Source organism: Amycolatopsis sp. NPDC089917 (assembly GCF_040684635.1).
Taxonomy (GTDB): domain Bacteria; phylum Actinomycetota; class Actinomycetes; order Mycobacteriales; family Pseudonocardiaceae; genus Amycolatopsis.
In genome coordinates this window covers 1-10,777 of the sequence record NZ_JBFBGL010000118.1, presented here as the reverse complement: position 1 = coordinate 10,777, position 10,777 = coordinate 1, and the positions used below count along the sequence as shown (strand labels likewise).

Here is a 10,777-nt window from a genome sequence, read left to right as displayed (position 1 = left end):
GGCCCCGGGGGGGGGGCGGGCCCGTGAGGGCATCATTGCGGGACCCAGAGTCCCTCAAGGAGGCCTTCACGGACCTGGCCTCCAGCCTCACGAGCCGTCGGCCTACTTGTCCCGCCGGAACAGCTTGTTCCCCAGCCACACGATGGGGTCGTACTTCCGGTCCGCGACGCGTTCCTTCATCGGGATCAGCGCGTTGTCGGTGATGTGGATGCCCTCCGGGCACACGTCCGAACAGCACTTGGTGATGTTGCAGTAGCCGAGCCCGTGCTCTTCCTGCGCCTCGTCACGCCGGTCGGCGACGTCGAGAGGATGCATTTCGAGTTCGGCGATCCGCATCAGGTACCGGGGCCCGGCGAAGGCCTCCTTGTTCTCCTCGTGGTCGCGCACCACGTGGCAGGTGTTCTGACACAGGAAGCATTCGATGCACTTGCGGAACTCCTGAGAGCGCTCGACGTCGACCTGCTGCATCCGGTACTCCCCCGGCTTCAGCTCCGGGGGCGGTGTGAACGAGGGGATCTCCCTGGCCTTGGTGTAGTTGAACGACACATCGGTCACCAGGTCGCGGATCACCGGGAACGTCCGCATCGGCGTCACGGTGATGACCTCGTCCTCGGTGAAGGTCGACATCCGGGTCATGCACAGCAGCCGCGGTTTGCCGTTGATCTCCGCCGAACACGAACCGCATTTGCCCGCCTTGCAGTTCCACCGCACCGCCAGATCCGAAGCTTGGGTGGCCTGCAACCGGTGGATGATGTCGAGGACGACCTCGCCCTCGTTGACCTCGACGCTGTAGTCCTGCAGCTCACCGGAATCGGCGTCACCGCGCCAGACCCGGAAACTCGCCTTGTAGCTCATACCTGGCTCCCGGGGTGCGACGTCAGTTCTTCGTCGGTGTAGTACTTCCCCAGCTCGGACAGCTCGAACAACTCCAGCAGGTCCTGCCGCAACGGGAGCTGCGCCTTGACCTCGATGCCGATGTCCGGCACCACCGGGTTGCCGCCCGGCGTGGCCGAGCAGACCAGGAGTTTGTTGCGCCACTGGGAATCCATGCCCGGGTGGTCGTCGCGCGTGTGCCCGCCCCGGCTCTCGGTCCTGGTGAGCGCGGCCCTGGCGACGCATTCGCTGACCATCAGCATGTTCCGCAGGTCGACGGCGAGATGCCAGCCGGGGTTGAACTGCCGGTGCCCTTCGACGGTGACCCGCTTGATCCGCTCGCGCAGTTCCCCGAGCTTCTCCAGCGCCCGCTCGATCTCCTCCGACTTGCGGATGATACCGACCAGGTCGTTCATCGACTGCTGCAGTTCGGTGTGCAGGCTGTACGGATTCTCCTCGACACCGTCGCCCGGCGGGTCGAACGGCGCGAGCGCCATCGCCGCGGCGGCGTCCACATCGGACTGGCTGACCTTGGGGCGCTCCTTCAGTTCCGCGACGTAGGACGCGGCGCCGAGTCCCGCCCGGCGGCCGAAGACGAGCAGATCCGAAAGCGAGTTGCCGCCGAGCCGGTTCGACCCGTGCATCCCGCCCGAGCACTCGCCCGCGGCGAACAAGCCGGGCACGCTCGACGACGCGGTGTCCGGATCGACCTCGATCCCGCCCATCACGTAGTGACAGGTCGGGCCGACCTCCATCGGCTCCTTGGTGATGTCGACGTCGGCGAGTTCCTTGAACTGGTGGTACATCGACGGCAGCCGCTTGCGGATCTCCTCCGCGGGCAGCCTGCTGGCGATGTCGAGGAAGACCCCGCCGTGCGGAGATCCCCGGCCCGCCTTGACCTCGGAGTTGATCGCGCGCGCCACCTCGTCGCGCGGCAGCAGGTCCGGGGTGCGCCGGTTCTTCTCCTGATCGGTGTACCAGCGGTCGGCTTCTTCCTCGCTGTCCGCGTACTGCCCCTTGAACACGTCGGGGACGTACTCGAACATGAACCGCTTGTCCTCGGTGTTCTTGAGGACCCCGCCGTCACCGCGGACGCCTTCGGTGACGAGGATCCCCTTCACACTCGGCGGCCAGACCATGCCCGTCGGATGGAACTGGACGAACTCCATGTTGATGAGCGTCGCCCCGGCCCGCAGCGCCAGCGCGTGCCCGTCACCGGTGTACTCCCACGAGTTCGAGGTGACCTTGAACGATTTCCCGATGCCGCCGGTGGCCAGCACCACCGCCGGCGTCTCGAACAGGATGAACCGGCCGCTCTCGCGCCAGTACCCGAAGGCGCCCGAGATCCGGCCGTCCTCGGTCAGCAGTTCGGTGATCGTGCATTCGGCGAAGACCTTGATCCTCGCCTCGTAGTCGCCGGTCTCCTTGAAGTCCTCTTGTTGCAGCGAAACGATTTTCTGCTGCATCGTGCGGATCAGTTCGAGTCCGGTGCGGTCACCGACGTGCGCCAGCCGCGGGTAGGTGTGGCCGCCGAAGTTGCGCTGGCTGATCCGGCCGTCGGCGGTGCGGTCGAACAGCGCGCCGTAGGTCTCCAGTTCCCAGACCCGGTCCGGCGCCTCCCTGGCGTGGAGCTCGGCCATCCGCCAGTTGTTGAGGAACTTCCCGCCGCGCATGGTGTCGCGGAAGTGCACCTGCCAGTTGTCGTTCGAGTTCGCGTTGCCCATCGACGCCGCGCAGCCGCCTTCGGCCATCACCGTATGCGCTTTGCCGAACAGGGATTTGCACACCACCGCGACGCTGAAACCGCGTTCACGGGCTTCGATGACCGCGCGGAGGCCGGCACCGCCGGCACCGATCACCACCACGTCGTAGTTGAGCCGTTCGACCTCGGTCATGAAAAGAGCCACCTCAAAGCTTCGTCGCCGGGGGGGGGACGGGAGAATCCCGCGCCGCTAGTTGATGAACCGCAGATCCGAAATCGCGCCGCTGGACACGAGCATCACGTAGAGGTCGGTCAGCACGAGCGTGCCGAGCGTCGTCCACGCCAGCGCCATGTGGCGGGTGTTGAGTTTCGTCACCTGGGTCCAGATCCAGTAGCGGACTGGATGTTTGGAGAAGTGCTTGAGCCTGCCGCCGGTCACGTGCCGGCACGAGTGGCACGACACCGTGTACGCCCACAACAGGATCACGTTGCCGAGCAGCACGATGTTGCCGAGCCCGAAACCGAACCCGCCGTCGATGCCGTGGAACGCGGTGATCGCGTCGTAGGTGTTGACCAGCGAGACGACCACGGCCACGTAGAAGAAGTAGCGGTGGACGTTTTGGATGATCAGCGGCAGCCGGGTCTCCCCGGTGTACTTCGCGTGCGGTTCGGCGACCGCGCACGCGGGCGGCGAGAACCAGACGGCCCGGTAGTAGGCCTTGCGGTAGTAGTAGCAGGTCAGCCGGAAGCCCAGCAGGAACGGCAGGACGAGGAAGCCGAGCGGGATGAAACCCGGCAGCTCGCCGAACCAGGTCCCGAAATGCCGGGAGCCTTCGACGCAGGACGCCGAGACGCAAGGCGAATAGAACGGCGTCAGATAGTGGTATTCGGGCACCCAGTACGCGGTGCGCACGAAGGCCCTGATGGTCGCGTAGATGATGAAGGCGGAGAGGCCGAGGACGGTCAGCAGCGGGGACAGCCACCACCGGTCGGTGCGCAGCGTTTTTTCGGCGATCCGGGCCCGCGACGGTGCGCGGACCCCCGTACCCCGTCCGGCTTCACTGCCGGCGGGGGCGCTCACCGCTGGTCGCGCTTGTAGCCGCCGACGCCTTCGTCATCGGCGCCGTGCCAGAGCGCCGGGTCGTAGGGCGTATCGGGCACGGGGACGCGTTCGGCGGCCTTCGCCTGCGCGGGGACCGCGTGCGGGGTCGTGTCCAGATCCGTCGCGTCGATGTCGAGCCGCTCCACGTCGTTCGCCAGCCGCCGTACCGCTGACGCGTCGCCGTACCGGGATCGCAGCGCGCCGACGCACTGCCTCAGCTGACCGATGGCTCGCCGAAGCTCGGCGATCTCTGTGGTGGACATCGGTACCTCCCGATGGTCGGTTCGGTTGGCCGCTTGAGCCTTCGAAGGCAAGCGATTCCTCGCCGTCTCGACTCTGCCGCGCGTTGTGCAATGTGACAAGTAGCACAGTAGAACCTAGGGGCGTGACGGAGGTCACGCGAGTCGATCTTCTGTATCGATTTTGATTCGGGCTTTCCCCTGGGTTACTGTGGCCACTGTCACGACCCAGCGACGTCAGCGTTGCCGTCCCGCGGACCACCACGATCAGTGATCCGGAGCCGGACATGAGCACCGCCCCGAACGTCCACCCCATCATCGCCGAAGTCACCGGGCGTATCGCCGCCCGCAGTGCCGAGACGCGCGCCGCGTATCTCGACCGCGTCGCCGCCGCCCACGAGGAAGGGCCGGTCCGGCGCGGCCTCGATTGCAGCAACCTCGCCCACGGCTTCGCCGCCATGGAAGGTGTCGACAAAGCGGCACTGCGCGCCGCGCGGGCGCCGGGCGTCGCGATCGTCTCGTCCTACAACGACATGCTTTCGGCGCACCAGCCGATGCAGGAGTACCCCGCGATGCTGAAGGGGTCGGTCCGCCAGGCGGGCGGCGTGGCCCAGTTCGCCGGCGGCGTGCCCGCGATGTGCGACGGCGTCACGCAGGGCCGCCCCGGCATGGAGCTGTCGCTGTTCAGCCGCGAGGTGATCGCGATGTCGACCGCGATCGCGCTCTCGCACGACATGTTCGACGCGGCACTGCTGCTCGGCGTCTGCGACAAGATCGTCCCCGGCCTGCTGATCGGGGCGCTGTCGTTCGGGCACCTCCCGGCGATCCTCGTGCCCGCCGGGCCGATGAACTCGGGCCTGCCGAACAAGGAGAAGGCGCGCGTGCGCCAGCTCTACGCCGAGGGCAAGGCGACCCGCGAAGACCTGCTGGACGCCGAAGCGGCTTCGTACCACTCGGCGGGAACGTGCACCTTCTACGGCACGGCCAACTCGAACCAGATGGTCGTCGAGGTGATGGGCCTGCACCTGCCGGGCGCCAGCTTCGTGCAGCCGAACTCGCCGCTGCGGCGCGTGCTCACCGAGGAGGCCGGGCGCCGCGTCGTGAAGCTCTCGCGCGGCGAGGAGTACACGCCGATCTCGCGGGTGATCGACGAGAAGGCCGTCGTCAACGGCGTGATCGCGCTGCTCGCCACGGGCGGCTCGACCAACCACACGATGCACCTCGTCGCGATCGCCGCTGCCGCGGGCATTCAGCTGACCTGGGACGACTTCTCGGACCTGTCGTCGGTGGTCCCGCTGCTGGCCCGCGTGTACCCGAACGGCAGCGCGGACATCAACCACTTCCACGCCGCCGGGGGCATCCAGTTCCTGGTCGGCACGTTGCTCGACGCGGGCCTGCTGCACGAGGACGTCCAGACCGTCGCCGGGCCGGGGCTGCACCGCTACCGGCAGGAGCCGATCCTCTCCGAGGGCGAACTGGTCTGGCGTGACGTCCCGACGCGCAGCCTCGACGAGGATGTCCTCCGCCCGGCGTGGCGTCCCTTCGCCGCCGACGGTGGGCTGCGGATGGTCGCGGGCAACCTCGGCCGCGCGGTGATCAAGGTGTCCGCGGTGGCCCAGGAGCACCGGATCGTCCAGGCCCCGGCGCGGGTGTTCACCGACCAGAAGTCCTTCAAGGACGCTTTCGAGGCCGGCGAACTGGACCGCGACGTCGTCGTGGTCATCCGGCAGCAGGGTCCGCAGGCCAACGGGATGCCGGAACTGCACGGCCTCACCCCGGCGCTCGGGGTGCTGATGGACCGCGGGCACCAGGTGGCGTTGCTCACCGACGGCCGGATGTCCGGCGCGTCCGGCAAGATCCCCGCGGCGATCCAGGTGACCCCGGAAGCCGCCGTGGGCGGCCCGATCGCACGGATCGCCGACGGCGACGTCGTCCGCCTCGACGCCAAGGCCGGGACACTCGACGTCCTCGTGGGTGACGAAGAACTCGCCCGCCGTGAGCTGGTGGACTCCCCGCCTTCGGAGGCATCCTGGACCGGCACCGGCCGGGAGCTGTTCGCGGCGCTGCGCCGCGCGGTCGGCCCCGCCGATCAGGGCGCGAGCGTGTTCGGACCGCTCACGCCGGAACACTTCGGCGCTCCGGCGCACACGTTGACCCCTGTGGAGGTAACCCAGTGACCACCGGCGCCGACCTGCTCGGCCTGTCCCCCGTGATGCCCGTCGTCGTGCTCGACGACGCCGCCGACGCGGTGCCCACCGCGCGGGCGCTGCTCGCGGGCGGCATCGGCGTGATCGAGCTGACCCTGCGCACCCCGGCGGCGCTCGCCTCCATCGAGCGGATCGCCGCGGAGGTCCCAGAGATCGTCATCGGCGCCGGGACCGTCACCGCGCCCGAGCACGCCAAGCAGGCCGCCGACGCCGGCGCGAAGTTCCTGGTCACGCCGGGCTGCACCGACTCGGTGCTGGACGCCGCGTTCGACACCGGCCTGCCGTTCCTGCCGGGCGCGAGCACGGTGTCCGAGGCGATGCGGCTGGCCGAGCGCGGCCTGACCGCCCTGAAGTTCTTCCCCGCCGAGGCCAGCGGCGGGGTGGCCTACCTGAAGTCGATCGCCGGGCCGCTGCCCGGGCTGCGGTTCTGCCCGACCGGCGGGATCACCGTGAAGACCGCGCCGGACTACCTCGCACTGTCCACTGTGGGCTGCATCGGTGGTTCGTGGCTGACGCCGAAGGACGCGCTGGCTGCCAAGGACTTCGGGAAGATCGAGGCCTTCGCGGCGGAGGCCTCGAAGCTCTGATCTTCTTTGTGAAGGCCACCTTCTCGGAGGTGGCCTTCACTGTTTTCAGAGCGGCAGCTGGTACTGGATGAAGCCCCGGTTGACCGCGACCTGGTCGTACAGGCGGCGCGCCGTGGTGTTGGATTCCTTGGTGTGCCAGTAAACGCGGTCGTAGCCACGGTCGCGTGCCCAGTCGGCGACCGCCTCGATCAGTGCCCGCGCGACACCTTTGCCCCGGGATTCCGGCGCGGTGAAGAGATCCTGCAGGTAACAGACGTCGGTGAGCGCGGAAGTGCTGGGATGCACCAGGAAGTGCACGATCCCGGCCAGCTCGCCGTCCACGTGCGCGCCGAGCGCGTGCATCCGCTCCCCCGTGCGGAACTCGCGCCAGGCGCGGTCGTAAACCTCTTGCTGTGCGACACGTTCATAGAAGGCGATGTACGCGCGGAACAGCTTCTCCCAGGCTTCGCGGTCTTCGGACTTCAGTGGCTCGATGGTGATCATGTGGTCCTCCAAGTGATCACCCGAGCCTAGGGTTCCGCCACCGTACCGCGAGTGGCCACTCACGCGGTAAAGCGAGCTGCCACTCTCAGCTGACGGCTTGCTTCACCAGAGCGGTGACGCGCTTCTTCACCGCGGGAGTGGCTTCGGTCAGCGCGAAGGCCGTCGCCCACATCGCGCCGTCGTCCAGCTGGGCGGCCTCGTTGAAGCCGAGCGTCGCGTACCGCGTCTTGAACTTGGCCGCTGCCTGGAAGAAGCAGACGATCTTGCCGTCCAGCGCGTACGCGGGCTGGCCGTACCAGAGCTTCGACGCGAGCTCCGGGGCGCTCGCCGTCACGACGGCGTGGACCAGCTCGGCCAGCACCCGGTCCTCGTCGGTCATCTCGGCGATCTTGGCGACCACGTCCTGCTCCGCCGCCGCCGCTTTGTCCGCGGCCGAGCTGCGGCGCGCGGCCTTCTTCATGTCCTGCGCGTGCTCCTTCATCGCGGCCTTCTCTTCGGCCGTGAATCCTTCGTACGTGGTGGTCATGGTGTTTTCTCCAAGGTAGGCGGCGAGCGGGGGCATCCGGTACTGGCACATCAGGACTGGGCGGCGAGCGTGGAGGTCTCCCAGGCGAACCCGTCCGGGTCGGTGAACGGGGCGGCGCCGCAGATCGCGATGCGGTGCGATCCGGTGCCCTCCGGCGAGACGCCGGCGTCCTTGGCGAGGGCCTTGCGCCGGTACAGCGCCAGCTTGACCGGGTCCGAACCGGACTCGAACTCGACGTACATGCGGCCGAAGCTCTTCCCGACGGTGAGGCCGTGCTCGGTGTAGAACTTCTTGCTCGCGGCCACGTCGGCGACGCCCAGCAGCAGGACGATGTCGTCGAACTCGCGGGTGGCGGGACCGGTGTTCTTCTTGGCCGAGGTGGCGATCTTCCAGATGGCGCCGTCCGGGGCCTGGACGGTGCCGCCGTAACCCCACATCGATTTCGTGGCGGGCTTGATCACGGTCGCGCCGGCGGTGACGGCGGCGTCGACGAGCGCGTCGACGTTGGCGGGCTGGGAAACCGTGAGGGAGAGGGTGTAGCCGCGGAAGCCGGTGGAGGGCTCCTGCGAGGCGCGCAGACGCAGCTGGACGCCGAGCCCGAAGGCGGTGGAGTAGAAGCTTTCGGCGGCCTCGGTGTCGGCCACTTCGAGGGTGATGGCGTCGATGAAGTTCATGCCGGTAACGCTATTTCTCAGCGGGTGCCCGGTGCTTCTTGATTCCTGATCGGTCGTATCGGCGCTGGTCAGCGCCTCAGCTTGGTGGACCGCCCCTCATGTATGTCCCGCGGACCGCTGGGGACACTCAGCGTCCCATGCGTGGCGCTCGGGACGCGTCGCTGGCTCGTCACCGCTGCCGTGAGAACGCAAAACACCGGCCGGCGGGCAGATGCCCGCTCGGCCGGTGAGCAGCTTGTCTGGAGGGGAGCTCAGTCGAGGGTGGCGTCGTCCAGGAGTGCCGATTCGGCGCCGAACTCGCGGAGTTCGTCGCGGATCACGGTGTAGGCCAGCCCTTGGGGATAGCCCTTGCGGGCGAGGAAGCCCAGCAAGCGGCGGATCGCCGTCTGCTCGTCGACGTTGCCCAAGGAGCGCATGCGCTTCCGTACCAGCTCTCGGGCGCGCTGCTCCTCTGCCTCTCGGTCCACCTCGTCGGCGGCCTGGACGGCGATATCCCCATCGATTCCTTTGCGTTTGAGTTCGGCCACGAGGGCGTTCCTTGCCAGGCCCATGTTGGCATGGCGGGAACGAACCCACATCTCGGCGAACTCGGCGTCGTTGATGAGCCCTGCCTGGTCCAGCTTACCGAGCAGGGTCTCCGTCGTCTCCTCGTCGAAGCCCTTGCGTTTGAGGGCCTGACGCAGTTCGTCCGTGGAGCGCGGGCGCGCGGCCAGGAGATCGAAGCAGATCTCCTTGGCCTTCTTCCTCCGCTCGTCCGGCGGCAGCTCCGCCGGATCCACCTTGGGCGCTCGCATTTTCAGCTATCACTCCAGTCGAAACGGTCTATCGGCGACTACGCCTCCGGCGTGACCCGGAACTCAGAAGTCGACCGGCGCGGGTGCGGCTTCGGCGTCGACGGCGGCACCGATGCCGAGCTTCTCCTTGATGCGCTTCTCGATCTCGTTCGCGATGTCCGGGTTGTCCAGCAGGAACTTGCGGGCGTTCTCCTTGCCCTGGCCCAGCTGGTCGCCCTCGTAGGTGTACCAGGCACCGGACTTGCGCAGGATGCCCTGGTCGACACCCATGTCGATCAACGAGCCCTCGCGGGAGACGCCCTTGCCGTAGAGGATGTCGAACTCGGCCTGCTTGAAGGGCGGCGCGACCTTGTTCTTCACGACCTTGACGCGGGTGCGGTTGCCGACGGGCTCGCCGCCGTCCTTCAGCGTCTCGATCCGGCGGACGTCCAGGCGGACCGACGCGTAGAACTTCAGCGCCTTACCACCGGTCGTGGTCTCCGGGGAACCGAACATGACGCCGATCTTCTCGCGCAGCTGGTTGATGAAGATCGCGGTGGTGCCGGAGTTGTTCATCGCACCGGTCATCTTCCGCAGCGCCTGGCTCATCAGCCGCGCCTGGAGACCGACGTGGTTGTCACCCATCTCGCCCTCGATCTCGGCGCGGGGCACGAGCGCGGCGACCGAGTCGATGACCAGGATGTCGAGCGCGCCGGAGCGGATCAGCATGTCCGCGATCTCGAGCGCCTGCTCACCGGTGTCCGGCTGGGAGACCAGCAGCGCGTCGGTGTCGACGCCGAGCTTCTTGGCGTACTCCGGGTCCAGCGCGTGCTCCGCGTCGATGAACGCGGCGATGCCGCCGTTCTTCTGCGCGTTGGCGACCGCGTGCAGCGCGACGGTGGTCTTACCGGAGGACTCCGGACCGTAGACCTCGATGACCCGGCCGCGGGGCAGGCCGCCGATCCCGAGCGCGACGTCGAGGGCGATGGCGCCGGTGGGGATGACCTCGATCGGCGCGCGGCCCTCCTCGCCCAGGCGCATGACCGAGCCCTTGCCGTACTGCTTGTCGATCTGGGCGAGGGCCAGTTCGAGCGCCTTGTCCTTGTCGGGTGCTGCTGGTGCCATGGAGTCCACCTCGTTGGTTGAGCCGGGTAGGGCTTGTTCTGTTCTGAGCTGTCGGGTCCGACGCTACGGGCGACCACCGACAATTCCAGGCCTCGCGCCCAAGCTGTGGATCGCTGACCCCGTTGTGGACAACACCATAGACGAACGTGTGTTCGAGGCCGTGGCCGACACGCCGTTGCGCTAGGGTTCTTGCCCTTTCACCGAGGTCAGCGACGCTCCGGCGGGATCTCGAAGGCGTCGCAGACCGCTCGCCAGACGTCCTTCGCCGAGGTTCCCGCGTCGAGGGCCTGTTCGACGGTCCGGCCCCCGAGTTCGCCGAAGACGTGATCCCTGGAGAGGGTTTCCGCACGTCCGGGACCGAATTCGTCGGCCATCAGCCGCCGGAAGACCGTGATACGCATCGAGCGGAGTCTAGCCCGCTCTCCGCTCAAGTCCGTGAAGGCCTCCTTGAGGGACTCTGGGTCCCTCAAGGAGGCCTTCACGGAC

12 protein-coding genes are annotated in these 10,777 nt (G+C 67.8%); 2 read left to right on the top strand and 10 right to left on the bottom strand.

Going from position 1 to position 10,777, the window contains the following annotated elements:
- Positions 1-102 precede the first annotated feature (102 nt).
- Genes AB0N89_RS40260 through AB0N89_RS40245 form a run of 4 tightly spaced genes read right to left on the bottom strand, consistent with a single transcriptional unit; the run spans position 103 to position 3,940 of the window.
- The gene (locus AB0N89_RS40260) at positions 103-855 is read right to left on the bottom strand and encodes a succinate dehydrogenase/fumarate reductase iron-sulfur subunit (protein ID WP_005164720.1); all 753 of its coding nucleotides are present in this window, start codon (positions 853-855) and stop codon (positions 103-105) included.
- Positions 852-2,768, bottom strand: coding sequence for a fumarate reductase/succinate dehydrogenase flavoprotein subunit (locus AB0N89_RS40255; protein WP_364216757.1), 1,917 nt, complete (start codon positions 2,766-2,768; stop codon positions 852-854). Before AB0N89_RS40255 ends, AB0N89_RS40260 begins: the two co-directional genes overlap by 4 nt.
- A 57-nt stretch (positions 2,769-2,825) precedes the next feature.
- The gene (locus AB0N89_RS40250) at positions 2,826-3,656 is read right to left on the bottom strand and encodes a hypothetical protein (RefSeq protein ID WP_364216754.1); all 831 of its coding nucleotides are present in this window, start codon (positions 3,654-3,656) and stop codon (positions 2,826-2,828) included.
- On the bottom strand, positions 3,653-3,940 hold the full coding sequence (locus AB0N89_RS40245) for a hypothetical protein (RefSeq protein ID WP_191254500.1): 288 nt from the start codon (positions 3,938-3,940) through the stop codon (positions 3,653-3,655). Before AB0N89_RS40245 ends, AB0N89_RS40250 begins: the two co-directional genes overlap by 4 nt.
- 263 nt (positions 3,941-4,203) lie before the next feature.
- Between AB0N89_RS40245 and edd the strand changes: the two genes are divergently transcribed.
- Both edd and eda read left to right on the top strand, forming a co-directional pair.
- Positions 4,204-6,093, top strand: coding sequence for a phosphogluconate dehydratase (gene edd, locus AB0N89_RS40240; RefSeq protein ID WP_364216753.1), 1,890 nt, complete (start codon positions 4,204-4,206; stop codon positions 6,091-6,093).
- Positions 6,090-6,710, top strand: a complete 621-nt coding sequence (gene eda, locus AB0N89_RS40235) for a bifunctional 4-hydroxy-2-oxoglutarate aldolase/2-dehydro-3-deoxy-phosphogluconate aldolase (RefSeq protein ID WP_364216750.1) — start codon at positions 6,090-6,092, stop codon at positions 6,708-6,710. Before edd ends, eda begins: the two co-directional genes overlap by 4 nt.
- A gap of 45 nt (positions 6,711-6,755) precedes the next feature.
- Here the strand turns inward: eda and AB0N89_RS40230 are convergent, their stop codons facing one another.
- From AB0N89_RS40230 to AB0N89_RS40205, 6 genes are all read right to left on the bottom strand, one after another.
- The gene (locus tag AB0N89_RS40230; protein WP_364216747.1) at positions 6,756-7,193 is read right to left on the bottom strand and encodes a GNAT family N-acetyltransferase; all 438 of its coding nucleotides are present in this window, start codon (positions 7,191-7,193) and stop codon (positions 6,756-6,758) included.
- An 85-nt stretch (positions 7,194-7,278) separates the two neighbouring features.
- Complete coding sequence (locus AB0N89_RS40225; RefSeq protein WP_364216744.1) at positions 7,279-7,719, bottom strand: DUF1801 domain-containing protein; 441 nt, start codon at positions 7,717-7,719, stop codon at positions 7,279-7,281.
- A gap of 50 nt (positions 7,720-7,769) precedes the next feature.
- A complete protein-coding gene (locus AB0N89_RS40220; RefSeq protein ID WP_364216741.1) occupies positions 7,770-8,393 on the bottom strand; it encodes a glyoxalase in 624 nt (207 codons plus the stop codon).
- Positions 8,394-8,644: 251 nt separating this feature from the next.
- Positions 8,645-9,172 (bottom strand): regulatory protein RecX, encoded by a 528-nt coding sequence (locus tag AB0N89_RS40215; RefSeq protein WP_209437338.1) that lies wholly within the window; start codon positions 9,170-9,172, stop codon positions 8,645-8,647.
- Between the two features lie 78 nt (positions 9,173-9,250).
- Positions 9,251-10,291, bottom strand: a complete 1,041-nt coding sequence (gene recA / locus AB0N89_RS40210) for a recombinase RecA (protein ID WP_016332707.1) — start codon at positions 10,289-10,291, stop codon at positions 9,251-9,253.
- Positions 10,292-10,497: 206 nt separating this feature from the next.
- Positions 10,498-10,692 carry a DUF3046 domain-containing protein gene (locus tag AB0N89_RS40205; protein WP_016332706.1) on the bottom strand — a complete coding sequence of 65 codons (195 nt, stop codon included), beginning with the start codon at positions 10,690-10,692 and terminating at the stop codon, positions 10,498-10,500.
- Positions 10,693-10,777: the final 85 nt, after the last annotated feature.